The following is a 26,645-nucleotide window of genomic DNA, read 5'->3' on the forward strand; positions in this document are numbered from 1 at the left end:
CCCGAACGATCACCGTAAGTTCGTTCTCGACGGCGGCGGCGGTCAGGCGGGGAGGCACTCGCCCGCTTCGAGGGCGACCGTGAGCCGGTTCTCCGCCGGCGGCAGCGGGCAGGTCGCGTAGGCGGTGAACGCGCAGGGCAGGTTGACGGTGCGGTTGAAGTCGATGCGCACCCGGCCCCGCGCGTCGGGCTCGTCGACGACCAGCGTGCGCCCGCCGCCGTAGGTGCTCGTGCCGGAGGTGGCGTCGCGGAAGTGCAGCCGCAGGCCGGCGCCCTTGCCGGTCAGAGCGAGCAGCTCCTGCTCGGCGCCGCCCACGGCGAAGCGCACCACGCCGAGCGCGGTCGGGAAGTGCGACAGCCCGTCCACCACCGCCCCGACGGTGATCCGCCGCGGCTCGGGGTAGGGCTCGAACCGCCCCTCGACGACCCACGCGGCGTCGACCGGGAAGGCCGGCACGCCGTCGAAGGTGGTGCGGGTGGGGGCCTGCGGGTCGCGCACGCGCAGCGCGTACCCGTCGGTGCGGCGCACGACCTCGATGCGCCGCTCCCCCGCCGCCACCAGCACGCCGGGCAGGCCGTCGACCGGCTCCAGACGCACCGTGCCGCGGACCGGCTCGCCGTCCACCGACACCTCGCCGTCGGCGGTCAGCTCGACACCGCCGTCGCCGGTGGCGCGCCAGCGCCCCGGCACGTCGGGGAAGGCGGCCGCGTCCGGGCCGAGCCAGTGCAGCGCGGTCAGGCTGAGCCAGCCGTGCGGGGCGCGCAGCTCCTCCTCGCGCCGCTCGTGCCAGTCCAGCCAGTCCCGCGCCAGCCGGGTCTCGGTCGCCGTCATCCGAGTCATCCGCGCGCACCTCCGCGATCGCCCTGCGTCCGGTCCCCCACTGCGACACCCCGACTCCGCGGGGCATTCCCGGATATTCCGCTGGTCGCTGTGCCGTGCTTCACGGCACCGATTCCGCGCGCGACCGTGGCTGCCCGCCGCGGGCGCTGGTTACTGTGGACGGGCTGGTCCACCGGAGAGGTTCGAGATGCCTGGTCGTCGCCGCGCCCTGCACGCCCGCGTGCTCGTGGGCCGGCGCTGGCTGGACGGCTTCGGCTCGCCCCCCGGGCACTGTCGCCGCTGACCCCGGGCCGCCTCGCCCGGTCGCCGTGCGGACCCGTGCGTCCGCCACGGGCCCCGTCGAGCACGCGCCCCCGCACGCCGCCACCCGCCACCGGCCGACCAGGAGCGTCAGCATGCCGAGCCCCGACCCCACCCCCCACCTGGCCCTCGCCCTGGACGGCACCGGCTGGCACCCGGCGTCCTGGCGCGAACCGGGCGCCCGGCCCGCCGAGCTGCTGTCCGCGAAGTACTGGACCGAGCTGGTGCAGGAGGCCGAGCGGGGCCTGCTCGACCTGGTCACCTTCGAGGACGCGATGGCCCTGCAGTCCGACCACCCGTTCCGCCCCGACGACCGCACCGACCAGGTCCGCGGCCGGCTGGACTCGGTGCTGGTCGCGGCCAGGGTCGCCCCGCTGACCAGCCACATCGGCATCGTGCCGACCGTGCAGGTCACCCACACCGAGCCGTTCCACGCCTCCAAGGCGATCGCCACGCTCGACTACGTCAGCACCGGGCGCGCCGGGGTGCGGGTGCGGGTGTCCGCGCGGCCCGACGAGGCCGCGCTGTTCGGCCGCCGCGACGCCGCCCGCGTCGACCCCACCGGCCGGGACGACACCGGCCTCACCGAGCTGTTCGCCGAGGCCGGGGACTACGTCGAGGTCGTGCGCAGGCTGTGGGACAGCTGGGAGGACGACGCCGAGATCCGCGACGCGGCCACCGGCCGCTTCGTCGACCGCGCCAAGCTGCACTACATCGACTTCGTCGGCGAGCACTTCTCGGTGCGCGGGCCCTCGATCACCCCGCGCCCGCCGCAGGGCCAGCCGCTGGTCACCGCGCTGGCCCACCAGACCGTGCCCTACCGGCTCGTGGCGCGCTCCACCGACCTCGGCTTCGTCACCCCGCAGGACGGCGACCACCTGGCCGCGATCCTCGCCGAGATCCGCGCCGAGCAGGCCGCGGGCGGCCGGGCCGACGAGCCGCTGCCCGTGCTCGGCGACGTCCTGGTCTTCCTCGACGACGACGCCGACGCCGCGGCCGCGCGCAAGGCCCGCCTCGACGAGCTCGCCGGCGCCGAGCTGCGCACCGACGCGCTCGTGTTCACCGGGACCCCCGCCGGGCTCGCCGACCTGGTGCAGGACTGGCACGCGGCCGGGCTGGCCGGGGTGCGGCTGCGCCCCGCCGGCAACGCCCACGACCTGCCGCTGATCACCCGCGCGCTGGTGCCCGAGCTGCAGCGCCGCGGCGCGTTCCGCACGGCGTACCAGGAGTCGACGCTGCGCGAGCGGTTCGGACTCGCCCGCCCGGCCAACCGCTACGCGACCGCCTGAGGGGACCGACATGACCAGCCCGCGCAAGCAGATCCACCTGGCCGCGCACTTCCCCGGGGTCAACAACACCACCGTGTGGAGCGACCCGGCCGCCGGCAGCCACATCGACTTCTCCTCCTTCGTGCACCTGGCCCGGACCGCGGAGCGGGCCAAGTTCGACTTCCTGTTCCTGGCCGAGGGCCTGCGCCTGCGCGAGCAGAACGGCCTGATCTACGACCTGGACGTCGTCGGGCGACCGGACACGTTCACCGTGCTCGCCGCGCTGGCCGCGGTGACCGACCGGCTCGGGCTGGCCGGCACGATCAACTCGACGTTCAACGAGCCCTACGAGGTGGCCCGGCAGTTCGCCACGCTCGACCACCTCTCCGGCGGGCGCGCGGCGTGGAACGTGGTGACCTCGTGGGACGAGTTCACCGGGGAGAACTTCCGCCGCGGCGGCTTCCTGCCCCAGGACCAGCGCTACGTGCGGGCCCGGGAGTTCCTGGCCGCGACCGGCGTGCTGTTCGACTCGTGGTCGGGCGACGAGATCGTCGCCGACCAGGAGTCCGGGCGGTTCCTGCGCGTCCCCGACGCCGGCCGCTTCGCCGTGCACTCCACCCAGTTCGACATCGAGGGCCGCTTCGCGGTGCCGCGCAGCCCGCAGGGCCGCCCGGTGATCTTCCAGGCCGGCGACTCCGACGAGGGCCGCGAGTTCGCCGCGGCCAGCGCCGACGCCATCTTCACCCGGCACGGCACCCTGGAGGCCGGCCGGGAGTTCTACGCCGACGTCAAGGGCAGGCTGGCCCGCCACGGCCGCACCCCGGACTCGCTCAAGATCCTCCCGGCGGCCACCTTCGTGCTCGGCGACACCGACGCCGACGCCCAGGAGAAGGCCGACCTCATCCGCCACCAGCAGGTCAGCGGGCAGACCGCGATCAAGTTCCTGGAACAGCTGTGGAACCGCGACCTGTCGTCCCACGACCCGGACGGCCCGCTGCCGGCCGAGGACCCCCACGTCGGCGACAGCCACATCGCCCGCGGCCGGGCCAGCGTGCGCATGTACCGCGACCCGATCGCCACGGCGAGGCAGTGGCGGGAGCTGGCCGAGGCGAAGAACCTGTCGATCCGCGAGCTGATCATCCAGGTGACCGGGCGGCAGTCGTTCATCGGGACGCCGTCCGCGGTGGCGACGGCGCTCGACGAGTTCGTGCAGGCCGGCGCCAGCGACGGGTTCATCCTCGTCCCGCACATCACCCCCGGCGGGCTCGACGAGTTCGCCGACACCGTCGTCCCGCTGCTGCAGGAGCGCGGGGTGTTCCGCACCGAGTACGAGGGCACCACGCTGCGGGAGCACCTCGGCCTGCCCGCGCACGGAGCGTAGTGCGACCGTCACCGAGGAAGAGCAGCGGGACTGGGACGAACGGATTGCGCGTCCGGCGATAACGGACGGAGCGCGTGCGACGATCCGACCAGTGTCTGCTGCTCCCCACGTCGAGCCGCCCCCCACAGGCCCGGCGACAGCGACGGGGATCGGGGCGGGGTGAACCTGGTTCGCCGGGCCCCGGCCGGATCGGAGAACCGTGCGCATCCTGCTGCTCTGCTCGGCCTTCAACGGTCTCAGCCAGCGGGTCTGGACCGAGCTGCGCCGCAACGGCCACCACGTGGTCGTGCAGACCGCCGACTCCGACGACGCCGTCCGCGACGCCGTCGCCCGCACCCGCCCCGAGCTGGTGCTGTGCCCGTTCCTCAAGGAGCGCGTGCCCGACGACGTGTGGCGCCAGCACCCGACGGTGATCATCCACCCCGGCCCGATCGGCGACCGGGGCCCGTCCTCGCTGGACTGGGCCATCACCGACGGCGTGGGCGAGTGGGGCGTCACCGCGCTCTCGGCGATCGACGAGATGGACGGCGGGCCGGTCTGGGGCACCCGGACGTTCCGGGTCGACACCGCCGACCCGCCCCGCAAGAGCACCCTCTACGGCGGCGCGGTCACCGACGCCGCGGCCTCGCTCGCCCGCGAGGTCGTCGAGAAGGCGTCCGACCCGCTGTTCGTCCCGCTGCCGCTGGCCGACCACAGCCCCGGGTCCGTGCGCGGTCGGGCCCGCCCGCTGATGACCCAGGCCGACCGGGCGTTCTCCTGGGACGAGCCCACCGCCGAGATCCTGCGCCGCATCCGGGCCGCCGACGGCTTCCCCGGCGTGCGCACCACGCTGGCGGGCCTGGACGTCTCGGTGTACGACGCCCACCCCGACCCGTACTACGGCGCCGCGCCGCGGGCGCGTCCGGGCGAGATCTCGCTGTGCCAGAACGGCGCCGTGCTCGTGCACACCGGCGACGGCGCGCTGTGGATCGGGCACGTCCGGGTGCGCGGCGCGGGCAACGGGACACGGGTGAAGCTGCCGGCCTCGGTGGCGCTCGGAGCCCGGGTCGCGCAGCTGCCGCGCCGCCACGAGCCGTTCCCCGGCCGGCCCGGCCAGTCGAGCTGGTCGGGCTACCGCGAGATCGGCTACGACCGCGTCGGCCCGGTCGGGGTGGTGAGCTTCGACTTCCACAACGGCGCCATGTCCACGGCCCAGTGCGAGCGCCTGACCGCCGCCCTGCGCTACGCGGCCGGCCAGGACACCGAGGTGCTGCTGGTGCAGGGTGGCGGCTTCTTCTCCAACGGCATCCACCTCAACACGATCGAGGCGAGCTCGCGCCCCGCCCCGGAGGCCTGGCGCAACATCAACGCCATCGACGACGCCTGCGCCGCGGTCCTGGACTGCACCCGCCAGCTCGTGGTCGCGGCGATCAGCGGCAACGCCGGGGCCGGCGGGGTGATGCTCGCCCTGGGCGCCGACCTCGTGCTGGCCCGCGAGTCGGTGGTGCTCAACCCGCACTACAAGAGCATGGGGCTCTACGGCTCGGAGTACTGGACCTACACGCTGCCGCGCCGGGTGGGCGCCGCGGTCGCCACCCGCCTCACCGAGCAGTGCCTGCCGGTCGGCCCGGCGGAGGCCGTGGGGATCGGACTGGTCGACGAGGTGCTGCCGGGCACGTGCACCGAGTTCGCGGCCGCGGCGCTGCACCGGGCCGTCGAGCTGGCCTGCGGCAGCGACCGGGTCCGGCTGCTCGCCGACAAGGTCCGGCGCCGTGAGGCCGACGAGCGCCACCGCCCGCTGGCCGCCTACCGCCACCACGAGCTGGCCGCGATGAGCCTGGACATCTTCGAGAACCGCAACGGCTTCGACGAGCTGCGCCACGCGTTCGTCACCAAGCGGCCCTCGGGCCAGCCGACCGCGGTCTCCCGCGCCCACCTGCTGCCCACCCTGGTCCCGGCCTGACGGGACGCCCGGGCCGGGCGGGCATCAGTCCTGGCGGGCCCGGAGCCGGGACAGCAGGCGCTGCAGGGTGGTGCGCAGCGCGGCGATCTCGGCCGGGCCGGTCAGCTCGGTCCAGCGCTGCTCGACGCGGTGCCCGGCGGCGACGGCGACCGAGCGCACCGCCTCCCCCCGCTCGGTCAGCGAGACCAGCCGCGCCCTGCGGTCGTGCGGGTCGGGGCGGCGCTCGACGTAACCGGCGCGTTCGAGCTGGTCGACGGCCTCGGCCATGGACTGCTTGCGCATGTTCGCCGCCCGGGCCAGCTCGCTGACCGCGATGCCGCCGGGCGGCACGAACGGGAAGACGTTGGCGTGCGGGGCGCGGATGCCGTCGAGGCCGGCCTCGCGCAGCGCCTCGCCGACGTCCTCGCCCCAGTGCTGGTGCAGCAGGCGCAGCAGCAGACCCAGGGCGTCCGGGATATCGACAGGAGCCTGTCTTTCTGTGCTACGGTCGTTGTCGTCAGGCACCTGTCCAATCTACCGGAGGCCGCGATGCCCGGCTCCACCCACGCCGTCGACGTGCTCGACTCGACGATCTCCTACACCGACCGGGGCTCCGGGTCCCCGATCGTCTTCCTGCACGGCAACCCCGGCTCGTCCCACGTGTGGCGCCGGGTCCTCGACGACCTGGCCGACCGCCTGCCCGACGACCCACCGGCCCGGCTGCTGGCCCCCGACCTGATCGGCATGGGCCGCTCGGGCAAGCCCGACTCCGGCTACCGCTTCGACGACCACGCGCGCTACCTCGACGCGTGGTTCGACGCGCTCGGGATCGACCGGGCGGTGCTGGTCGGGCACGACTGGGGCGGCGCGCTGGCCCTCGACCGCGCCGCCCGGCTCCCCGGGCGGGTCAGCGGGGTCGCGTTCTTCGAGACCGTGCTGCGCCCGATGAGCTGGTCCGACCTGCCCGAGGGCGGACGCGCGCGGTTCCAGGCGCTGCGCGAGCCGGGCACCGGCGAGCGGATGGTGCTGGAGGACAACGAGTTCATCACCGTCGCGCTGCCCCGCACCACGATCACCGAGCTGAGCGCAGCGGACCTCGCCGTCTACGCCGAGCCCTACCCCACACCGCGCAGCCGCCGGCCACTGCTGGCCTGGGCCCGGTCGATGCCGGTGGACGGCGACCCGCCCGACGTGCACGCCCGGGTCGAGGCCTACGACAAGTGGCTGGCCACCAGCCCCGACGTGCCCAAGCTGCTGCTCACCTTCTCCGGGCACCCCACGCTGATGGTCGGCCCGCGGGCCGTCGAGTGGTGCCGGGCCAACATCGCCGGCCTCGACGTCGTCGACGGCGGGGTCGCCGGGCACGTCGCGCCGGAGGACCGGCCCGCGGAGATCGCCGCCGCGATCGACGCGTGGGTGGCCCGGCACCGGCTGGTGGCGCGGTGAACGAGATCGGCGCGGTCTTGCGCATCGCCCGGTTCGAGGTGCCCGACGCCGCGGTCGACGAGTTCCTCGACGGCCTGCGCGTCACCCACGACATGCTGGGCGGGCTGCCCGGCTGCGGGCAGAACCTGCTGCTGGAAGGGCAGCCGGGCGACGGCTCCACCCCCCTGCTCACGGTGGTCGAATGGGCGGACGACGCGGCGTTCGCCGCGGCCCGGCGGGAGGCGCAGCGGGCGCAGGAGGCCGCCGGGTTCTCCCCGATCCGCACGATCGCCCGGCTCGGGGTCGCCGCCGACGCGGGGGTCTACCGGGTACGCCCCTGGCGGTGAGCGGCCGGGGCGCGGCGTCCCGCGGGTCGGCCGCGCGGCGGGGACGGGGACGTGACGGCGAACCCGGAGTAGGGGGATCCCTACCCCCGGCCAGGGGCTGACCCGCTGGGGGACGATCATCGCCGGTCCCATGCTCGTCGGCATGTCGCAGCTCACCGCCGGGCCCGCCCATCGTGCGCCCTCGGGCGCCTCCGTCCTCGCCGGGGCCCGCCACGGGCACCCGGGCCTGTTCTGGCTCGCCGTGTTCTCGGCGGTGCTCGCCGTCGTGGCCACCACGGGGCTCGTGGTCGACGACCGCGTGCTGCTCGGCGCCCCGCTGTGGGCGAAGCCGCTGAAGTTCGCGCTGTCCTTCGGCCTCTACGGGCTCGCGCTGTCCTGGATGCTCTCGCTGGTCGACGGCGGGCGCCGGACCGGCGCGGTGCTCGGGTGGGCCGTCGCGGCGGGCGCCGCGGTGGAACTGGTGATCATCTTCGGGCAGGCGGTGCGCGGCGTGCGCAGCCACTTCAACTCCGACACCGACCTCGACGCCACGCTGTTCTCGGTCATGGGGATGACCGTGGCGTTCATCTGGCTGGCCACCGTGTGGCTGGCCATCGGGGTGCTGGGCCGGCCCCGGCTCGACCCGGCGCTGACCGCCTCGATCCGCCTCGGCCTGGTGGTCGCGCTGCTCGGGATGCTGGTGGGCGTCGTGATGTCGGTCAACGGCGGGCACGCCGTCGCGGTGGCCGACGGCGGTCCGGGCCTGCCGCTGTTCGGCTGGAGCACCACCGGCGGCGACCTGCGGGTCGCGCACTTCGTCGGGATGCACGCGGTGCAGGTGCTGCCGCTGCTGGCCGCGCTACTGATCGCGCTGCCCGAGCGGCGGCTGGCCGGGCCCGCCCGGCGCCCCCTGGTCCGCCTGGCCGGCGGCACCTACCTCGCCCTGCTGGCCCTGCTGACCTGGCAGGCCCTGCGCGGCCAGCCGCTCGCGGCCCCGGATGCGGTGACCCTGGCCGCCGCCGGGGCGCTGGTCATCGCGGTCGGCGCAACCGCTCTCGTGATCGTGCGGCAGCGCGGCTGACCCGGCCGGCGGCCCCACGCACACCGACCGGCCTCACGCCGCCGACGAATGCCGCGAGCGGTGGGGGCGCGGGTCAGCCGAACAGCTCGTGCACCAGGCCGGTGATCGGGGCCGCGGCCGGCACCCGGTCGCGGACCAGCTCGCGCACGCGGCGCCAGCCGAACGCGGTGCCCGCGGCCGGGCTGTCGCTGCCCAGCGCGTGCTCCAACTGGTCGAGCTCGAAGCGCAGCATGGTCTTCTCGACGTCGGTGCCGACCGCGTCCATCAGCTGCCAGCGCACGGAGCGCAGGCGCGCCCGCAGCTCGGCCACCAGGGCGGCCACCGCGCCCGGGCGCCACGACGGCGGGACCAGGTCGTCACCGATGGTCTGCATCGACATCGCGGGCTCCTCGGGTGCGCGTCCGGCCGGCGACCTCGCGTCCCGGCGGGATCCGGACACCCGTCACCTCGCGATCACCCTCCCCGCCGCTAACCGGACGGTCAGGTTTTCCGCAAAAGTGGGGACGGATCATCGCCGGACCGCTCGGCCGGGCAGCGCGTCGAGCACGAGTCGCCCGTCGCGCACGACGGCCGTGCCGTTGACCAGCACGTGCACGATCCCCTCCGAGGGCAGCGTCCCGCGGGCGTAGGTGGCGCGGTCGGCGAGCCGCTCCGGGTCGAGGACCACGACGTCGGCGTCGCTGCCGGCGCCGATGCGGCCCTTGCCGGCCATCGCGGGCACGGCCGGGCGCAGTACGCGCGCGGGCACCGCCGTGCAGCGCGCGATGGCCTCGGGCAGGCCGAGCCCGGCGTCGGTGAGCATCCGCAGCGCCCTGCTGAACGTGCCGGCGCCGCGCGGGTGCCCGACCGCCCCGGGCGGCAGCGGCCAGGCCAGCGGGTCGGGGGCCGGGCCGGTCCAGGTCAGCGGCATGGCGTCGCTGGCGACGCTGGCGCCCTCGAACAGCAGCGCGCGGCGCAGGAACGCCACGTCGGCCGGCTCGTCCTCGTCGAGGAAGTGCACGAGCACCAGGCCGCCCGGGTCGTCGGCGCGCAGCCGGTCGAGCTCGCGGGCGTCGGCGATCCGCTCGCCGGTGCGGACGTAGGTGAGCGAGTCGGGGCGCAGGCCCTGGGCGGCGAGGCGGTCCGGGGCCAGGAAGGCCGCGCCGATCGCGGTCGACCCGGCGCCGTAGGGATAGGCCTCGGTGGTCACCGTCGAGCCCTGGGCACGCACCCGCTCCACGAGGCCCAGCACCCGGTCGACGTGGCGGGTGGACGTGCTGTTGACGTGGCAGTAGTGCATGGCCGCGCCGGTCTCGCCGGCCGCGCGCACGATCTCCTCGGCCCCGTCGACCGGCAGCGTCGGGTCGACCTCCACCAGCGGACGGGCGTGGGTGAAGGTGGGTGTGGCGGCCTCGGCGGCCAGCGCGGCCACGGCCAGGTACTCGCCGGGGTCGGTGCCGGGCGCGTAGCCGGCCAGCACGCCGATCCCCAGCGCCCCGGCCTCCAGGTCGGCGCGCAGCCGGGCGAGCACGGCGGCGCGCTGGGCCGGCGAGGCCGGCGCCTGCCAGCGGGGGTCGCCCAGGTTGCGCAGCACGCTGGCCGTTCCCCCGCCGACCGGCACCCCGGCCAGCTCGACCATCCGGGCCAGCGCCCAGGACGTGGCGTAGCCGTAGTTGATCGGCCGGCCCTGCGCGGCGGCCGCGGCGTACGCGGCGGCCACCGGCAGCGTGCCGGCCTCCAGTTCGAGGGCGGTGGTGACGCCGTCGAGGGCCTGCAGCCGCTGCTCGGGGATCGCCTGGCCGTGGCTGTGCAGGTCGACGAACCCGGGGCAGACCACCAGCCCGGAGACGTCGATCCGCTCGGCGCCGGCCAGCGGGCCGGTGGCGATGTCGACGACCACGTCGCCGTCGATCGCCACGTCGGCGACCGCGTCCAGGCCACTGTCCGGGTCGATGACCCGGCCACCGGCCAGGACCAGGGGGTACTCCGCCACCGGTGCTCCCGTCGTCCGCACTGCCGTCCCGCCCGCCCGGATCATCATGGCCGGTCGTGGGCCGCGCAGGCTCGGGTAGGTCGGGCGCGACACCGGCGTCCGCGCGCGGTGGGTCAGGCGACGGCGGCGTCGATCGTGACGTCGATGTTGCCGCGGGTCGCGTTGGAGTACGGGCAGACCTGGTGGGCGGCCTCGACGAGCTCCTGGGCGGTGGCCTGGTCCACGCCCGGGATCTCGGCGTGCAGCGCCACGGTCAGGCCGAACCCGCCGGCGTCGTTCGGGCCGATGCCCACCTCGGCCGAGACGGCGGAGTCGGTGAGCTCGAGCTTGCGCCGGCGGGCCACGACCTTGAGCGCGGAGTGGAAGCAGGCCGCGTAGCCGGCGGCGAAGAGCTGCTCGGGGTTGCTGGCCCCGCCCGCGCCACCCATCTCCTTCGGGGTGGTCAGGTCGAGGTCGATCAGGCCGTCGGACGAGCGGACGTGCCCGTTGCGGGCGTCGCCGGTGGACATGGCGGCGGCGGTGTAGAGGACCTTCATGATGACTCCATAGGTAGAACGTTCGGTCTCTTTCTGCCACCGAGCCTGGCACGACACGCCCGAATCCGCAAGACCGAACGTTCTCCCTGTTACGCTGGTCCCATGTCCACCACCACCGGGCGCCGGGTGTCCGAGGCCCGCGAACGCCTGCTGCGCACCGCGTCGGCGCTGTTCTACGCCGAAGGCATCCGCGCCGTCGGCGTCGACCGGGTGGTCGAGGAGGCCGGGGTCACCCGGGCCACCTTCTACCGGCACTTCCCCGGCAAGGACGACCTCGTGGTCGCCTACCTCGGCGTCGTGCACGACGCCGTGCGCGACGCGGCGGGCGAGGAGGCCGGCGCGGCCCGGCTGCGGCGCACGGTGGGCGCCATGACCGAGACCCTCTGCTCCCCCGGCTTCCGCGGCTGCTCGTTCATCAACGCCGCCGCCGAGTTCGCCGACCCCGACAGCCCCGTGCACCGCGCGGTCGCCGCGCACCGCGGATGGCTCAGCGCCCTGTTCGCCACCGACCTGGCCGCCGCCGGGCACCCCGACCCCGACGGCGCCGCGGCGCACCTGATGATGCTGCGCGACGGCGCGATGGTCGCCGGCTACCTCGCCGACCCCGAGGTCGCCCGGGCCACCCTGCTGCGCGGGCTCGACGCGATCCTGGACGAGGCCGGCTGACCGCTCCATGATCGGGGGGTGACCAGCCCGCGCGAGCGCGCCGCCGAGTTCTGCCGCCGCTACGGACTGCGCGCACCCGTCCTGGAGGCCCCGATGGCCGGCGCGTGCCCGCCGGCCCTCGCCGTGGCCGTCGCCGAGGCGGGCGGCATGGGCGCCAACGGGGTCGTGCTCGACCCGCCGCGGCGCATCGCGGAATGGGTCGCGGCCTACCGGGCCGGCACGGACGGCCCGCTGCAGCTCAACATCTGGATCCCCGACCCGCCCGTCGACGAGCCGGAGCGCGTCGCGGCGGCCGAGGAGTTCCTGTCCCGCTTCGGCCGTCCCGGGCCGCCCGCGCCGCCCGGACCCGTGTTCGCCGAGCAGTGCGCGGCGATGCTGGAGGCGCGCCCGACGGTCGTGTCCTCGATCATGGGCCTGTTCGGGCCCGACTACGTCCGCGCGCTGCACGAGCGCGGCATCGCCTGGTTCGCCTGCGCCACCACCCTCGACGACGCGCTCGCCGCCCAGGAGGCCGGCGCGGACGCGGTCGTCGCCCAGGGCATGGAGGCCGGAGGGCACCGGGGCACCTTCGACCCGGCCGCCGCCGAGGCCACCACCGTGGGGCTGTTCGCGCTGCTGCCCCGCTTCGCCGACGCGCTGCGGGTGCCGGTGGTCGCGGCGGGCGGGATCGCCGACGGGCGCGGGGTCGCGGCGGCGCTGGCGCTGGGCGCGAGCGCGGTGCAGGTCGGCACCGCCCTGCTGCGCACCCCGGAGGCGGCCGTGGCGCCGGCCTGGGCGGCGGCGCTGGACGGCCTGGCGCCCGAGGACACCGTGGCCACCCGCGCCTACTCGGGACGGCTGGGCCGCGCCGCGCCGACGCCGTACGTGCGGGCGTGGGCGGCACCCGACGCGCCACCCACCGCCCCCTACCCCGACCAGCGCCGCCTCGTCGGGCGGTGGCGGGCCGGGGAGCCCGCCGGGCTCGACCCGGTCAACTTCTGGTCCGGGCAGAGCGCCGCGCTGGCCACCTCGGAGGCCGCGGGCGAGATCGTGGCGCGGATGTGGCGGGAGGCGCAGGCGCTGCTGGCCTGAGCCGCTGGCCTCAGCCGTCAGTAGCGCAGGTCGGCGACGACCCCGAAGTGATCCGACCCGAACAGGCCTCCGGGCACTCACCCGGGTCGCCGTGCCCAGGTGTGCGCGCTCACATCCGCGCACCCGTACGGGCGACCCGCCCGTCACGGACCGTGCTAGCCTCCCCGCGTGCTGGTGGGCCGCGGCGGGGAGTGCGGCCGGCTCGACGACGTCCTGGCTGCCGCGGCAGCGGGCAACCCACGCGTCGTGGCGCTGCGCGGAGATCCCGGGATCGGTAAGACCTGCCTGCTGGAGTACGTCGCCGAGCGGGCCGGTGGCTTCCGCGTGGTCCGGGCGGCCGGGCACGAGGCCGAGCGGGAGATCCCGTTCGCGGCGCTGTCGATGGTGGTCGGCCCGCTGCTGGCCACGGTCCCGCAGCTGGCCGATGCGCAGGTCTCCGCGCTGGAGGGCGCGCTGAACCTGGGCCCGGCGGTGCACGGCGACCGGCTCGCCGTGGGCCCGGCCACGCTGGCCGCGCTGGCCGCGGCCGCCGACCACGGCCCCGTGCTGCTGGCCGTCGACGACGTGCACCTGTTCGACATGCCCTCCTTGGAGACGCTGTTCTTCGCGCTGCGCAGGCTGCACGCCGAGCGCGTCGCGGTCGTGATGACCGCGCGGTCGGAGGCCGACGTCCTGCCCGTCGTCGAGCAGTGGCTGGAGCCGATCGAGCAGATCCGCGTCGAGGGCCTGGACCTGGCCTCGGCCCGCGAGCTGACCGCCGAGCGCGGCACGCTGTCGGTCGCGGCGTGGGAGGCCGCCACCGGCAACCCGCTGGCCCTGCTGGAGATGACCGCCGCCAACAGCGCCGACGTCCTGGACGAGCCGCTGCAGCTCTCGGCGCGGCTGCTGCGCGCCTACGGCCGCCGGCTGGTCGGGCTGCCCGCGCGCACCCGCGACGCGCTGCTGCTGCTCGCGGTGGCCGGGCGGGCCGGCGACATGCTCGACGCGGCGCTGGCCCAGCGCGGCCTGGACCGCACCGACCTGGAGCCCGCCGAGGACACCGGCCTGGTGCTGCAGGAGTCGGGCACCACGGCGTTCACCCACCCGCTGGTGTGCAGCGCGGTCTACCACTCGGTGTCGCCGGCCACCAAGCGCTCCGCGCACCGCACCCTGGTCGAGGTGTACTCCGGGCGCTCCGCCCCCGGTGCCGCCGAGCGCCGGGCGTTCCACCTGGCCGCGGCCACCGCCGGCCCGGACGAGTCGGTCGCCGCCCAGCTCGCCGAATCCGCCCGCACCGCCGCCGCGCGCCACAGCCACACCACCGCGGCGGTGCTGTTCGAGAAGGCCGCCCGGCTCAGCCCGCCCGGCTCCGACCGCGCCGGGCGCATCCTGGAGGCCGCGTTCGCCGGGCAGGCCGCCGGCACCCTCGACGTCGTCGCCCCCCTGCTGGAGGCGGCCATCGCCGAGACCGAGGACGAGGACCTGCTCACCGCGGCCCAGCACCTGCAGTGCCGCATCCAGATGTGGAGCGGGCAGCCCGCCCGGGCCCGCGACCAACTGCTCGACCTCGCCGAGCGCACCGGGGCCAGGGCGCCGGAGTGGGCGGCGATGATGCTCAGCCAGGCCGCCGTGGTCAGCATCGTGCTCGGCGACCAGCGCGCCGCGGGCGACATGGCCGCCCGCGCCGCGCACCTGGTGCGGCACCTGCCCGACGAGCAGGCGCTGCAGGTGCTGGTCGTGCGCGCGGTGACCATCGCGATGAACGACGACCCGGCCCCGGCGCGGGCGCTGCTGGAGCGCTGCGCACCGCACCTGCGCACGTCCGACCCGCTCTCGATCGACCAGCTCCCGGTCCTGGCCTCCAGCGCCTACGCCAGCATCGAGCAGGGCGCGCAGGCGCGGGCGCTGCTGGAGGGCGCGGTGCGCGCCACCCGCAACGCCCAGGCCGTCGGGCTGCTGCCGTTCCAGCTGTCCTGGCTGGCCTGGCAGTGCTGGCGCGACGGCGAGTGGGTCAGCGCGCTGGCCCACGCCCAGGCCGCGGTCGCGCTCGCCGAGGAGACCGGCTGGGCCACCGAGCTGCCCAACGGCCTCATCGTGCAGGCCACCGTCGAGGCCGCGCTCGGCGACGCCGACGCCGCCAGGGCGCACGCCGAGCAGGCCGCCCGCCTGGGCACCGGCCAGTCCGACTCGGGGATCTTCGCCGCGCACGCCGCGCGGGTGCTGGGGCTGCTGGAGCTCGGGGCGGGCAACCCCGAGCAGGCCGCCGAGCACCTCGAGGTCGCCGGCGGGTTCGCGCTGGCCCACCGGATCGGCGAACGGGTGCTGTTCAGCTGGGCCGGCGACCTGACCGAGGCGCTGGCCCGCTGCGGGCGCGTCGAGCAGGCCCGGACCGCGGCGCTCGCGGCGGCGCGCGAGGCCGAGCGCACCGGGGCGCCGAACGCGATGGCCGTCGACGCCCGCTGCCGGGCCCTGCTGGCCTCCTCCGACGAGGAGGGCGCGCTGGCCTTCGAGGAGGCGCTGCGCTGGCACACCTCGGCGGGGCGGCCGTTCGAGCAGGCCCGCACCCAGCTCTGCTACGGCGAGTTCCTGCGCCGCCAGCAGCGCCGGGTGGACGCCCGCCCGCACCTGGCCGCCGCGCTGGCCACCTTCACCCGGCTGGGCGCCGCACCGTGGGCCCGCCGCGCCGAGGCCGAGCTGCAGGCCACCGGGATGACCTCGCGCAAGGCCGCGCCCAGCGCCACCGAGCGCCTCACCCCGCAGGAGCTGCAGGTGGCCACCGTCGTCGCGGACGGGGCCACCAACTCCGAGGCCGCGACCCGGCTGTTCCTGTCGGCGAAGACGATCGAGTACCACCTGTCCAACATCTACCGCAAGCTCGGCATCCGCTCCCGGGTCGAGCTGGCCCGGCGGATGATGGCGGGCCACGAGCCGGAGCCCGCTCCGGCGCAGCGCTCCCCCGCGGCGCCGCGCCCGTCGACGGCGCCGCGGCAGCGGTCGACGACATCGGCGCGAGCCACCCCGCCGCCCGCCCGGCGACCCGCGGCGGCGCCGGACGCGGCGCTCAGCCCCGGTCCCGCCGCGGCCAGACCCCCCGCCATGGCCTGACCGGCTTCTCCCCCGCCCCGTCGGCGCCCACCACCGCCGGCTCCCCGACCGGCGCGGCCGGTGGCTCCACGTCCGCCAGCACCACCGGCTCGACGGGCCCCGCCACCGCCCGGCGGGGTCCGGCCTTCCCGCGCGTCGGCGTCGGGGCCCGGAACGAGATGGCCAGCTGGGCCGGCGTCACCTTCACGACGTCCTGGTCGAAGACCGCGCCGACCGCCAGCAGGCACCGGGCGACCAGGCCCGAGCACGTGTAGGTGCCGTCCATGAAGAAGGTGATCCGCCAACCCAGGAACGCCCACAGCGCGATGCTCACGGTGGACAGTGCGCTGTAGCGGGCCTTGCGCGCGAGGATGTCGACCGCCACGTCGACGATCTGCTGGCGGTCCTCGGCGGAGGCGTCGATGTGCACGATCGTGTACTGCTCGTCGACGTAGGCGGCCAGCGTCGAGTGGCGCACGCCGGAGCCGACGGCCTCGACGAGGTCGCCCTCCGCGGAGATGATCAGCGCCGCGTGCGTGTACTCCCGGTAGCTGCGGTGGTCGCGGCCGAGGCGGCGGGCCTGGCCGAACCGGATCAGCGAGTGCCGGAAGCCGTGCGCGCGGCTGAGCAGGAAGTCACCCGGTCGGACCGCGGCGGCCGTCCGACCGCCGGGGACCCGCTCGGTCGTGACGTGGTCGAGGGACAGGGCCGGCGGGACGTCGCGGCGGTGTGGGATCTTCGCGGCCATCGATGTGCTCCTGCGGGACGGGCCCGGCCGCGGGCGCGGGCACGGGGAGCGCGCGCCGGGCGACGGGGACGGGGTGGTGCTCGCGACGGCGTCGCGCACCGGGGCGCGGGGGTCGTCGTCCCCCGAACCATAGAACGCCGTGGCGGACGGCGGATCCACCCAGCGCCCTGCGGGGGTGTGCGGTTCACGCCGGGCGGTCACCGGCCAACCCCCTCGGACGGGCGGTCGGCGCCGCGGCCGGACGGGCGCAGCGGGGTCCGCCGTCGGCGGCGGCGACCATCAGCCGCGGCAGCTCGCCCAGGTGCTGGTCGTCGACCGAGAACGTACAGCCGCCGATACCGCCCTGGTCGTAGGCGACCAGCCGGTAGTACAGCAGGCCGGCGGCGCCCAGACGCCGCCAGGCCTGGTCGGGCACGGTCCACCGGTCGCCGGTGCCGAAGACGCCCTCGACCTCGCCGCCGAAGTAGTAGTTGTCGCCCGAACGGTCCTCGATGGACTCCATCAGCGCGCGGGAGGTGGCCATCTCGACCATCCACAGCGGCAGGCCCGCGGCGTCCACCCGGAACTGCGGGGGCGCCGCGCAGGCCGGCCAGCTGGCCGGGCCGACGATCCGGGGTACCACCGCGGCCGCACCGGGCGGCAGCGGGCGGGGAGTCGGGCGGGACACGGCGGGCACTAGCCGACGGCCAGCGGCAGCGGCCGCCCGGCGGCGGGGACGGGTGCCGGCACCGCGGCGGGGACGGGGCGCAGCGGCACGGGTCGCGGGCGGGGCCCGCGTCGGTCCGGGACGACGCGCGGGCCCCCTCCTTCGACCCCGGCCGGTCCGAAGCCGGTGCGCTCCAGGGTGGTGCGCAGCGCGCCGAGGACGCGGGCCCGGGTGGGCCCGATGCTGCCGACCGGCATCTCGGTGAGCCGGGAGACGACCGAGTAGTCGCCGTGCTGCTCGTAGAACAGGGCGTCGACCAGGCGCCGGCGCCGCCCGCTCAGTGCGTCGACCGCCTCCCGCACGGCCCGGCTCGCCTCGTCGTCGAGGAAGGCCGCCTCCGGACCGGGCGTGGACTCGACGATCTGGTCGGTCAGGATCTCGTCGGGTACCTCGCGCCGGGTGAGCGCCGGCAGGGCCAGGCACTCGCGCCGCGCCGTGGTGCGCAGCCAGCCGCCCAGGCGCTCGGGCTCGCGGACCGTGTCCAGCCGCTCGACGGCGCGCAGCCAGGTGTTCTGGACCGCGTCGGCCGTGTCGGCGTCCTGCAGCCGGAACGAGCCGACCACGCTGCGCACCAGGCCCCCGAAGCGCGCCATGATCTCGGTCCAGGCGCGCTGGTCGCCGGCGCGCGCCGCGGCGACCAGCTCGGTGGTGGTGCGTTCGGTCCACAGCATGTCGGTGTGCTCCCCCGTCGGTCGTGACAGACCGTAGGGAGCCCCGGCCCCGCACGGATTCCGGAGAAACCCCGGGATGATCGGCCCCCGTACGCGCGGGCCACCCCAGGGTGCGCCGCGCCGCGGGATCAGTAGTGGATCACGCCGGGCTGCCCGCCGCCGACCGCCACCGCGTCGCCGTTGACGGCCGCGCTGCGCGGCGAGGCCAGGAACGCGACCACGTCGGCGACCTCCTCGGCGGTGACCAGCCGGCCGATCGTGGTGCTGCGCGCGAACCGGGCCAGCGCCTCGGCCTGGTCGACGCCCTCGCGCTCGGCGCGGGCGGCCACCAGCGCCGGGGTGCGCTCGGTGACGGTGAGCCCGGGGTGCACCACGGTCACGTTGACGCCCTTCGGGCCCAGCTCCTCGGCCAGCGCGGCGGTCATCGCCGCGACGGCGACGTTGCGCACCGAGCCGACCAGCGACGAGGAGCTGCGGGCGTTGAGCCCGCTGACGTTGACAATGCGCCCCCAGCCCGCCGCCACCATCAGCGGCGCCACGGCCCGCGCGCAGCGCAGGTAGCCCAGGACCTTGGTCTCGAACTGCTCGCGCATCACCTCGTCGGAGGTCGTGGCCGCGGTCTCGCCGCTGATGGTGCCCGCCGGCATCGCCGCCGCGTTGACCAGCACGTCCACCCCGCCGAGATCGGCCACCACGGCGTCGACCATCGCCCGGACCGACGCGTCGTCGGTGGTGTCGGCGGGCAGCGCGAGGACGCGGCCCCCGGAACCGGCCAGCCGCCCGGCGGCCTCCGCCAGCGCCCCCGCGTCGCGCGCCACCAGCGCCACGTCGGCGCCCTCCGCGGCCAGCGCGGCGGCCACCGCGAAGCCGATCCCCCGGCTCCCGCCCGTCACGATCGCGCGCTTGCCCGTCAGCTGCAGATCCATGTCGATCAGTCTGCCGCCCCGCCGGGCCGGTCGGCGCCGCGGCTCAGCCCCGCGCGCGCACCCGCGGCGGCACGATCATCCGCTTCGGGTCCACCAGCGCCAGCGCCAGCAGCCCGACGACCGGCAGCAGGGTGAGCTGCACCAGCCCGGCGCCCGCCCAGCCCATGCCGGCCACCAGCCGGGCGAACAGCAGCCCGGACACCGCGGCGGCCACGTAGTAGCTGAGGATGAACAGCCCGGCGCCCCGCCCCACGTGCTCGGGGCGCACCGCCCGCTGCAACGCGGTGCTGCAGTTGGTGAACAGCACGCCGCTGGCGAAGGTGCCCATCAGGAACGCGAGCACGTACTGGGCGCCGACGCCGTCGGCCACCTGGTAGGCCAGCAGCGCGGTCACCGCGGAGCCGACGAACCCCACGGCGAGCAGCAGCCGCTGGTCGACCCGGTCGGCCAGCCAGCCCACCGGCAGCGCGGTCATCGCGCCGAACCCGACCAGCGACGCGGCCAGCGCGGCCTCGCCGGGCCCGAAGCTCAGCTGCTCGCGCAGGAACGTCGGGTAGAGCCCGAGGAAGCCGTAGAACACCAGTCCCGAGACGGCGGAGGTGATGCCCAGGCCGAGCGCGCTGCGGTTGTAGGGGCTGGCCGGCACGTGGTCGTAGCTGGCGGTGTCGGCGGTGCCCGCGCGGCCGGTGACCGCTTCGCTCATCGACCGCGGCACGGCGACCAGCAGCACCGCGGCCATCACCAGCCCGGCGGCGCCGAAGACGTAGAAGGGGGTGCGCCAGGTGCCGCTCGCCCCGACCAGCGCCTGCCCGACCACCGGCCCGAGGAACACGCCCAGCCCGAACGCCAGCCCGATGAACCCGGCGGCCAGCGCCCTGCGGTGGAAGAAGTAGGCGCCGATGATCGCGTAGATCGCGGTGGCCTGCACGCCCTCGCCGATGCCGGAGAGCAGCCGGTAGACCGCCATGTCGACGAAGCCGGAGGCGAGCGGGATGGCCACGGTGCCCAGCGAGTAGACCAGCACGCTGACCACGACGATCGTGCGGCGCGACATCCGGTCGAGCAGGTAGCCCGCCGGCAGGCCGGTCAGCGCGAGGCCGAGGGTGAACCCGGTGGCCAGCAGGCCGGCCTGGTCGAGCGAGAAGCCGAACTCCTCGCGGATCGGGGGCACCAGCGGGTAGAAGACCTGCCGGTCCATCGCGTTGAGCATGTAGGACACGCACAGCACGGCGAGGCCGATCACCGCGGCCCGGCTCACCCCGCCGTCGGCCGGTGCCCGGGCCGCCCCTCCCCCGCCGTCACGTGCGCCCTGCTCACCGGAGACCGCCGGCTGCGCCATCGAAGCTCCCGACTGCCAGGTGTCCGCTGTGCGGACAACCGTCCGAAAACCTGTGCGGTGAGCCTGACCCGTCCGGCGGCGGCCGTCAAGGTCGTCTTGCGTGGGGTGGAAGACCAGCGCGCGACGACCCGGCGGGGGCTCGGGCCGGAGTCCTGGAGGACCGGCTGCGCGCCGGCGGCCCGTACGTCCCGGGGAGCACGTACGTCCCGCCGACGACGGCGCGGATACCTCCGCCGCCCGACGCGCGGACCCGGTCGGAGCGGCCACGATCGCGGGCAGGGAATGCCGGTCGATCGGAGGCACGGGATGACGGATCGGGTGCTGCCCACGCGGGCGCTGCTGGCGTGCGGTGTCGTGGCCGGGCCGGTGTACGTGGCGGTGGCGCTGGCCCAGGCGTTGACCCGCGACGGGTTCGACCTGGCCCGCCACCGCTTCACCGCGCTCACCGCCGGGGACCTGGGCTGGGTCCACCGGGCCGACATGCTGCTGGTCGGGGCGCTCACGATGCTGTTCGCGGTGGGGGCCGCGCGCGTGCTGCGGCCGGGTCGGGGCGCGACCTGGGGTCCACGCCTGCTCGGGCTGTTCGGCGCGGCGTACGTCGTCGGCGGCGCGCTCACCGCGGACCCGGCGGCCGGCTTCCCGCCCGGCGCCGCCCCCGCGATGGCGACGGCCACCTGGCAGGGAGCCGTCCAGAACGCCTCGCGCGGCGTCAGCACCGTGCTGCTGGTCGCGACGATCGTGGTGCTCGCGGCGCACTCCGCGGCCACCGGGCGCCGGGGCTGGGCGTGGTTCCACGGGCTCTACGCGTGCGCCGTACCGGTGACGTTCGCGGCCGCGCTGGCCGTCGGCGCCGCCGCGGGCGGCTACCCGTACGCCATCGCGGTGGTCTTCCTGGTGGCACCGTGGATCTGGGTGAGCGTGCTGGCCGCGCACCTGTGGCGACGGGCGGGGGCACGGACGGGTGCCGACGCGGTCGGCGACCTCCGGTTCGCCGGGTGACCAGCGGTCGATCGGTACGGCACGGGCGCGCCCGGGTCCACCGGGACCCGGGCGCGCCCGTGGGGGCGAGGACCGTCAGCGCGCCCCGGCGCCGCGGCGCTTGTTGTAGATGTCGAACGCGACCGCCAGCAGCAGCACCAGGCCCTTGACCACCGACTGGATCGACTGGTCGACGCCCATGAGCTGCATGCCGTTGCTCATCACGGCCATGATCAGACCACCGACCATGGCCCCGACCACGGTGCCCACGCCACCGGTCACGGCCGCGCCGCCGATGAACGCCGCGGCGATGGCGTCCAGCTCGAACATGTTGCCCGCCGCGGGCTGGGCGCCGTTGGACCGCGAGGAGTAGATGATGCCCGCGATCGCGGACAGCAGGCCCATGTTGACGAAGATCCAGAAGTTGACCGTCCGGACCCGCACGCCCGACAGCTGGGCCGCCGACAGGTTGCCGCCGATGGCGTAGACCTGGCGCCCGAACACCGTGCGCCGGGTGATGACGCCGTAGGCCAGCACGAGAGCGGCCAGGATGATCAGGACGACGGGCAGGCCGCGGGCGTGCGCGAGCTGCCAGGCGAAGGCCATCACGACCGCGCCGACCAGCACGACCCGCGTCACGAACAGCGGGAACGACTCCACCGGCTGCATGTAGGTGATCCGGGCGACCCGGGTGCGGAAGCCGCTGACCGCGTAGCCCGCCACCGCGATCGCGCCGATCAGCAGGGTGAACGCGTCGAAGCCCTCCCCGCCGAGCAGGCCGTTGAGGAAGCCGCTGGCGACGACCTGGTACTCCGGGGTGAACGGGGACAGCGAGATGTTGTCCAGCACCCGCAGCGTCAGGCCGCGGAACAGCAGCATGCCGGCCAGGGTCACGATGAACGCCGGGATGCCCACGTAGGCGACCCAGAACCCGTGCCACGCGCCGACCACCAGGCCGACCGCGAGCGCCGCGAGGATGCCCACCCACCAGGGCAGGCCCTGCCCGATGACCAGCACCGCGGAGACCGCGCCGGTCAGCGCGACCACCGAGCCGACCGACAGGTCGATGTGCCCGGCGATGATCACGATGACCATCCCGATGGCCAGCACCAGGATGTAGGAGTACTGCAGGACGATGTTGGTGATGTTGATCGGGCTGAGCGACGTGCCGCCGGTCAGGATCGCGAACAGCGCGACGATCGCCACGAACGCGATGTAGATGCCGCTCTGGCGCAGGTTGCGGGTGAGCAGCGCGCGGATGTCGCTGCTCCCGGTGTGCAGGGCGGCGGCGGGCGCGGCCTCCTGGGAGGGGTCCGCCTTGGGCGCGGTCTGGGTCATCCGGCGAGCTCCCGGTCCTTCGTCATCAGGGCCATCAGGCCCTCCTGGGTCGCGTCGCCGACCGGAACCTCACCGGTGATCCGCCCGGCGGACAACGTGTAGATGCGGTCGCAGATGCCGAGCAGCTCGGGCAACTCCGAGGAGATCACCAGCACCGCCTTCCCGGACGCGACCAGCTTGTTGACGATCGTGTAGATCTCGTACTTGGCGCCGACGTCGATGCCGCGCGTCGGCTCGTCCAGGATCAGCACCTCGGGGTCGGTGAACAACCACTTGCTCAGCACGACCTTCTGCTGGTTCCCCCCGGACAGCTTGCCCACGATGCTCATCACCGTGGGCGCCTTGATGTTCATGGCCCGCCGGCTGTCCTCGGCGACCTTGGTCTCCTCGTTGGCGTTGACCCAGCCGCGCCGCGACAGCTTGCCCAGCGCGGCCGCCGAGATGTTGCGCCGGATGTCCTCGATGAGGTTGAGGCCGTAGCGCTTGCGGTCCTCGGTCGCGTACGCGATGCCGTGCTCGATGGCCTCGGCGACGGTGCGGGCCCGGACCTCCTCGCCGCGCACGAAGACCCGGCCCGAGATGTTGCGCCCGTAGGAGCGGCCGAACACGCTCATCGCCAGCTCGGTGCGCCCGGCGCCCATCAGCCCGGCGATGCCGACGACCTCGCCTGCCCGCACGGTCAGCGAGGCGCCGTCGACGACCTTGCGGTCCTGGGTGGGGTGCCAGACCGTCCAGTCCTCGATCCGCAGCACCTCCTCCCCGACCTCGGACTCGCGGTCGGGGTAGAAGCTGTCCAGGTCGCGCCCGACCATCCCGCGGATGATCCGGTCCTGGCCGGCGTCGGGTTCGCTCATGTCCATGGTCTCGACCGTGCGGCCGTCGCGGATGACGGTGGTGCGGTCGGCGACGCTGACGATCTCGTTGAGCTTGTGCGAGATCATGATGCAGGTGATGCCGCGCTCCTTGAGCGCGCGCAGCAGGCCGAGCAGGTGCGCCGAGTCGGTGTCGTTGAGCGCGGCCGTCGGCTCGTCGAGGATCAGCAGCTTGACGTCCTTCGACAGCGCCTTGGCGATCTCCACCAGCTGCTGCTTGCCCACGCCGAGCTGGCCGACCGGGGTGACCGCGTTCTCGGCCAGCCCGACCTCGTCGAGCAGTCGCCGGGCCTCGGCGTTGGCCTTGTTCCAGTCGATGAGCCCGCCGCGCCCGGTGACCTCGTTGCCCAGGAAGATGTTCTCCGCGATCGACAGGTGCGGCACCAGCGCCAGCTCCTGGTGGATGATCACGATGCCGACGTGCTCGCTGTCGCGGATCCCGGCGAAGCGCACCGGCTGCCCGTCGAAGGTGATCTCGCCGTCGTAGCTCCCGGTCGGGTGCACCCCGGAGAGGACCTTCATCAGCGTCGACTTGCCGGCGCCGTTCTCACCGCAGATGGCGTGGATCTCGCCGCGGCGGACGGCGAGGTTGACGTCCTCGAGCGCTGTCACGCCGGGGAAGGTCTTGGTGATGCCCCGCATGCGCAGGATCTCGTCGTCCATGGGACCTCGTCGTCGGTTCTCTGGTCGGTCGGATGTGGTGCCGGCCGGGCCCGGCAGCGCGTGCTGCCGGACCCGGCCGTTGTTCGGTGCGGTCGGCGCTCAGCCGGCCTGGCCGCTGGCGACCTCTTCGGCCGTCCAGTACTCCGAGTCGATCAGTTCCTTCTGGATGTCGTCCTTGTAGACCGTGACGATCGGCAGCAGGTAGGACGGGACGACCTTGACCCCGTTGTCGTAGGTCTCGGTGTCGTTGGCCTCGGGCTGGGTGCCGCCCAGGTACGCCTTGGCCGCGACGACGGCCTGCTCGGCCAGCAGCCGGGTGTCCTTGAAGATCGTCGAGCTCTGCACGCCGTCGTTGATCAGCTTGACCGAGGCGATCTCGGCGTCCTGACCGGTCACGACCGGGATCGGGTTGCCGGCGCCGCCGTAGCCGGCGTTCTGCAGCGCGGTGATGATGCCGCGGGAGAGGCCGTCGTAGGGCGAGAGCACGCCGTTGACCTTGGAGCCGTCGTTGTAGGCCCCGGTGAGCAGGTCCTCCATGCGCTTCTGCGCGGTCTCCTGCTGCCAGCGCAGGATCGCGGCCTGCTCGATGCTGGTCTGGCCGCTCTTGACGACGAGCTGGCCGCTGTCGATCAGCGGCTGCAGCACCGACATCGCGCCGTTGAAGAAGAAGAACGCGTTGTTGTCGTCGAGCGAGCCGGCGAACAGCTCGATGTTGAACGGCCCGGTCGCGGTGCCGGCGGAGCCGTCCTTGTTCTTCAGCCCCAGGCCGGTCAGCAGGGCGTCGGCCTGGGCCACGCCGACCTGGAAGTTGTCGAACGTGACGTAGAAGTCCACGTTCGGGCTGTCGCGGATGAGCCGGTCGTAGGAGATGACCGGGATGTTGGAGTCCTTGGCCGCCTGCAGCTGGCTGCTCAGCGCGGTGCCGTCGATGGCCGCGATGACCAGCAGGTCCGCGCCCTGGGTGATCATCTGGTCGACCTGCTGGGACTGGGTCGGGATGTCGTCGTTGGCGTACTGCAGCTCGACCTTGTAGCCGGCCGCCTCCAGCTGCTCCTTGACGGAGTTGCCGTCGGCGATCCACCGCTCCGAGGTCTGGGTCGGCATGGACACGCCGACCAGCAGGTCCTCCGGCGCCTGGGTGGCGCCACCGGCCTCCGGGGCACCGCCGCCGCTACCGGCGCCGCCGCCGGAGCAGGCAGCCAGCGCGAACGCCAGTACGCCGGCCGCGGCGACCGATCCGAGCCTTGAGAATCGCAAGCCCATCTCCTCCTCGAGACGCATTCGCCGCTGACCGTGCCATGCGACTGTGCTGTGACGAGGGCCCAATGTGAGCGCTAACAACCCGCACGTCAACCCCGACCCGACACCGTGATCGTCACGGTTGCGTAACAGGCCTGCGTAACACGCTGATCATCCCGCGTTGACCTGCGGCGAATCGGTTCGATCAGCCGACCGGGACGCGGTCCGCGCCGAGGTCACGAGTCGGTGAACGGATCCGCTGCCCGTCGGCTCGCGCTACGCCGAACGGAGCTACCGACGACGGAACTCCCTAGCTACGGCTACTCACCGGTAGATCTGTGCTCGCGGCCTCCTCGCGGGCCAGGTGCTCGAGCAGGTTAGCGGCGAACCGGTCGCCCATCACCCGCATCGTCGCCTCCATCACCCGGCGCACCGCCGGCCCGGCCAGCCGCGGCAGCGGCAGCTCGACGTGCAGCGCGAGCCGGATCGCGAGCCGGGTGCCGGCGGGAGCGTCCGACAGCTCGTAGCTGCCCTCGGCGCCGGCCTGCTCGACGACCCCGGGCGGGGGCTCGTGGGTGTAGTCGATGCGCGACTCGGGCGTGAACCGCATCCGCTCGGTGAACACCGGGCTGATGCCCACCCCCAGCACGTCGATGCCGACCAGGTGCCAGCGCCAGCGGTCCCCATCGGCATCGGTGTCGACCGAGGTGTCGACAGAGGTGTCGACGTCGACGCGACGCAGCAACGGGGTCAGCCGGGGCAGCAGGTCGGGATCGGTCAGCGCGCGCCAGATGGCCGAGCGGTCGGCGGCGACGACGGCGACCGATTCGGTGGAGGCGGAGAACCGGGTCATGGCACCGACTTCCCGCCGGTGCCGGCGCCGAACCGCGACCCGCACCACGTCGGACCCGCGACGGGGCGCGGGCAGGAGTTGCCCCGACCGCCCACGACCGGGAAGTTGGACCCGGGACACGCACCGGACCGACGAAGGAGCCCGATGAGCAACCACGTCTACCACGTCACCGAGGTCGTGGGAACGTCACCGACCAGCGTCGACGACGCCATCCGGTCCGCCATCGAGCGGTCTGCCAAGACCCTGCGCAACCTCGACTGGTTCGAGACGACCTCCATCCGCGGCCACCTGGACGAGGGCCGGATCAAGCACTTCCAGGTCACCCTGAAGGTCGGGTTCCGGCTCGAGGAGCTCAGCTGAGCGCTGCGGGCGCGCCGGCCCGCGACGTCGCGGCCGCGATGGCCGCGGCGGCGCGGGCCTGGCTCGACGCGCTCGACCGCGACCAGCTCGGCGTCGCCACCG

25 protein-coding genes are annotated in these 26,645 nt (G+C 74.8%); 11 read left to right on the plus strand and 14 right to left on the minus strand.

The window, feature by feature from the left end; all coding sequences use genetic code 11:
- Positions 1-42 precede the first annotated feature (42 nt).
- A complete protein-coding gene (locus tag KIK08_RS07845) occupies positions 43-831 on the minus strand; it encodes a DUF1684 domain-containing protein (RefSeq protein ID WP_214402342.1) in 789 nt (262 codons plus the stop codon).
- A 404-nt stretch (positions 832-1,235) separates the two neighbouring features.
- Here KIK08_RS07845 and KIK08_RS07850 point away from each other — a divergent pair, with 404 nt between their 5' ends.
- From KIK08_RS07850 to KIK08_RS07860, 3 genes are all read left to right on the plus strand, one after another.
- Positions 1,236-2,429 (plus strand): LLM class flavin-dependent oxidoreductase, encoded by a 1,194-nt coding sequence (locus KIK08_RS07850; RefSeq protein ID WP_214402343.1) that lies wholly within the window; start codon positions 1,236-1,238, stop codon positions 2,427-2,429.
- A gap of 10 nt (positions 2,430-2,439) precedes the next feature.
- Positions 2,440-3,789, plus strand: coding sequence for an NtaA/DmoA family FMN-dependent monooxygenase (locus tag KIK08_RS07855; RefSeq protein WP_214402344.1), 1,350 nt, complete (start codon positions 2,440-2,442; stop codon positions 3,787-3,789).
- A 199-nt stretch (positions 3,790-3,988) separates the two neighbouring features.
- Positions 3,989-5,731, plus strand: a complete 1,743-nt coding sequence (locus tag KIK08_RS07860) for a hydrogenase maturation protein (RefSeq protein ID WP_214402345.1) — start codon at positions 3,989-3,991, stop codon at positions 5,729-5,731.
- Positions 5,732-5,755: 24 nt separating this feature from the next.
- Here KIK08_RS07860 and KIK08_RS39660 read toward each other — a convergent pair whose 3' ends face one another.
- Complete coding sequence (locus KIK08_RS39660; RefSeq protein WP_308257481.1) at positions 5,756-6,235, minus strand: MarR family winged helix-turn-helix transcriptional regulator; 480 nt, start codon at positions 6,233-6,235, stop codon at positions 5,756-5,758.
- Positions 6,236-6,259: 24 nt separating this feature from the next.
- Between KIK08_RS39660 and KIK08_RS07870 the strand changes: the two genes are divergently transcribed.
- The 3 genes from KIK08_RS07870 to KIK08_RS07880 all read left to right on the plus strand — a co-directional run bounded on the left by KIK08_RS07870 (position 6,260) and on the right by KIK08_RS07880 (position 8,542).
- Positions 6,260-7,156, plus strand: coding sequence for a haloalkane dehalogenase (locus tag KIK08_RS07870; RefSeq protein ID WP_214402346.1), 897 nt, complete (start codon positions 6,260-6,262; stop codon positions 7,154-7,156).
- A complete protein-coding gene (locus KIK08_RS07875) occupies positions 7,153-7,482 on the plus strand; it encodes an antibiotic biosynthesis monooxygenase (RefSeq protein WP_214402347.1) in 330 nt (109 codons plus the stop codon). The genes KIK08_RS07870 and KIK08_RS07875 overlap by 4 nt, the downstream gene beginning before the upstream one ends.
- Before the next feature lie 142 nt (positions 7,483-7,624).
- Positions 7,625-8,542 carry a hypothetical protein gene (locus KIK08_RS07880; protein ID WP_214402348.1) on the plus strand — a complete coding sequence of 306 codons (918 nt, stop codon included), beginning with the start codon at positions 7,625-7,627 and terminating at the stop codon, positions 8,540-8,542.
- Positions 8,543-8,615: 73 nt separating this feature from the next.
- On the opposite strand, the gene KIK08_RS07885 is transcribed toward KIK08_RS07880, so the two are convergent.
- The 3 genes from KIK08_RS07885 to KIK08_RS07895 form a co-directional block, all read right to left on the minus strand.
- Positions 8,616-8,921, minus strand: coding sequence for a hypothetical protein (locus KIK08_RS07885; protein WP_214402349.1), 306 nt, complete (start codon positions 8,919-8,921; stop codon positions 8,616-8,618).
- Positions 8,922-9,050: 129 nt separating this feature from the next.
- Complete coding sequence (locus tag KIK08_RS07890) at positions 9,051-10,514, minus strand: amidohydrolase family protein (RefSeq protein WP_308257482.1); 1,464 nt, start codon at positions 10,512-10,514, stop codon at positions 9,051-9,053.
- A gap of 113 nt (positions 10,515-10,627) precedes the next feature.
- Positions 10,628-11,053 (minus strand): organic hydroperoxide resistance protein, encoded by a 426-nt coding sequence (locus KIK08_RS07895; RefSeq protein ID WP_308257485.1) that lies wholly within the window; start codon positions 11,051-11,053, stop codon positions 10,628-10,630.
- Between the two features lie 99 nt (positions 11,054-11,152).
- Here KIK08_RS07895 and KIK08_RS07900 point away from each other — a divergent pair, with 99 nt between their 5' ends.
- From KIK08_RS07900 to KIK08_RS07910, 3 genes are all read left to right on the plus strand, one after another.
- Positions 11,153-11,716 carry a TetR/AcrR family transcriptional regulator gene (locus KIK08_RS07900; RefSeq protein WP_214402351.1) on the plus strand — a complete coding sequence of 188 codons (564 nt, stop codon included), beginning with the start codon at positions 11,153-11,155 and terminating at the stop codon, positions 11,714-11,716.
- Between the two features lie 18 nt (positions 11,717-11,734).
- Positions 11,735-12,787: an NAD(P)H-dependent flavin oxidoreductase gene (locus tag KIK08_RS07905; RefSeq protein WP_214402352.1), complete on the plus strand. Its 1,053-nt coding sequence runs from the start codon at positions 11,735-11,737 to the stop codon at positions 12,785-12,787.
- A 168-nt stretch (positions 12,788-12,955) separates the two neighbouring features.
- Positions 12,956-15,871, plus strand: a complete 2,916-nt coding sequence (locus KIK08_RS07910; RefSeq protein WP_214402353.1) for a LuxR C-terminal-related transcriptional regulator — start codon at positions 12,956-12,958, stop codon at positions 15,869-15,871.
- Here KIK08_RS07910 and KIK08_RS07915 read toward each other — a convergent pair.
- The 5 genes from KIK08_RS07915 to KIK08_RS07935 form a co-directional block, all read right to left on the minus strand.
- Complete coding sequence (locus KIK08_RS07915; RefSeq protein ID WP_214402354.1) at positions 15,828-16,598, minus strand: C40 family peptidase; 771 nt, start codon at positions 16,596-16,598, stop codon at positions 15,828-15,830. The genes KIK08_RS07910 and KIK08_RS07915 overlap by 44 nt on opposite strands.
- A gap of 184 nt (positions 16,599-16,782) precedes the next feature.
- On the minus strand, positions 16,783-17,274 hold the full coding sequence (locus tag KIK08_RS07920; protein ID WP_214402355.1) for a hypothetical protein: 492 nt from the start codon (positions 17,272-17,274) through the stop codon (positions 16,783-16,785).
- Positions 17,274-17,975, minus strand: a complete 702-nt coding sequence (locus KIK08_RS07925) for an RNA polymerase sigma factor (protein WP_214402356.1) — start codon at positions 17,973-17,975, stop codon at positions 17,274-17,276. Before KIK08_RS07925 ends, KIK08_RS07920 begins: the two co-directional genes overlap by 1 nt.
- A gap of 128 nt (positions 17,976-18,103) precedes the next feature.
- Complete coding sequence (locus KIK08_RS07930; RefSeq protein ID WP_214402357.1) at positions 18,104-18,901, minus strand: SDR family NAD(P)-dependent oxidoreductase; 798 nt, start codon at positions 18,899-18,901, stop codon at positions 18,104-18,106.
- Between the two features lie 43 nt (positions 18,902-18,944).
- The gene (locus KIK08_RS07935) at positions 18,945-20,240 is read right to left on the minus strand and encodes an MFS transporter (RefSeq protein WP_214402358.1); all 1,296 of its coding nucleotides are present in this window, start codon (positions 20,238-20,240) and stop codon (positions 18,945-18,947) included.
- A 306-nt stretch (positions 20,241-20,546) separates the two neighbouring features.
- On the opposite strand from KIK08_RS07935, the gene KIK08_RS07940 reads away from it, so the two are divergent.
- Positions 20,547-21,239, plus strand: coding sequence for a DUF998 domain-containing protein (locus KIK08_RS07940; protein WP_214402359.1), 693 nt, complete (start codon positions 20,547-20,549; stop codon positions 21,237-21,239).
- 75 nt (positions 21,240-21,314) lie between these two features.
- Here KIK08_RS07940 and mmsB read toward each other — a convergent pair whose 3' ends face one another.
- From mmsB to KIK08_RS07960, 4 genes are all read right to left on the minus strand, one after another.
- Positions 21,315-22,556 carry a multiple monosaccharide ABC transporter permease gene (gene mmsB, locus KIK08_RS07945; RefSeq protein ID WP_214402360.1) on the minus strand — a complete coding sequence of 414 codons (1,242 nt, stop codon included), beginning with the start codon at positions 22,554-22,556 and terminating at the stop codon, positions 21,315-21,317.
- A complete protein-coding gene (gene mmsA, locus KIK08_RS07950) occupies positions 22,553-24,091 on the minus strand; it encodes a multiple monosaccharide ABC transporter ATP-binding protein (RefSeq protein WP_214402361.1) in 1,539 nt (512 codons plus the stop codon). The genes mmsB and mmsA overlap by 4 nt, the downstream gene beginning before the upstream one ends.
- Before the next feature lie 99 nt (positions 24,092-24,190).
- The gene (gene chvE / locus KIK08_RS07955; protein ID WP_214402362.1) at positions 24,191-25,348 is read right to left on the minus strand and encodes a multiple monosaccharide ABC transporter substrate-binding protein; all 1,158 of its coding nucleotides are present in this window, start codon (positions 25,346-25,348) and stop codon (positions 24,191-24,193) included.
- Between the two features lie 292 nt (positions 25,349-25,640).
- On the minus strand, positions 25,641-26,183 hold the full coding sequence (locus KIK08_RS07960; protein WP_214402363.1) for an SRPBCC family protein: 543 nt from the start codon (positions 26,181-26,183) through the stop codon (positions 25,641-25,643).
- Between the two features lie 144 nt (positions 26,184-26,327).
- Between KIK08_RS07960 and KIK08_RS07965 the strand changes: the two genes are divergently transcribed.
- Entirely contained in the window at positions 26,328-26,543 is a 216-nt protein-coding gene (locus KIK08_RS07965; protein ID WP_214402364.1) for a dodecin, read from the plus strand.
- The last annotated feature ends 102 nt before the right edge of the window (positions 26,544-26,645 follow it).

The sequence above is a fragment of the Pseudonocardia lacus genome (genome assembly GCF_018531445.1).
In the GTDB taxonomy this organism is placed as follows: domain Bacteria; phylum Actinomycetota; class Actinomycetes; order Mycobacteriales; family Pseudonocardiaceae; genus Pseudonocardia; species Pseudonocardia lacus.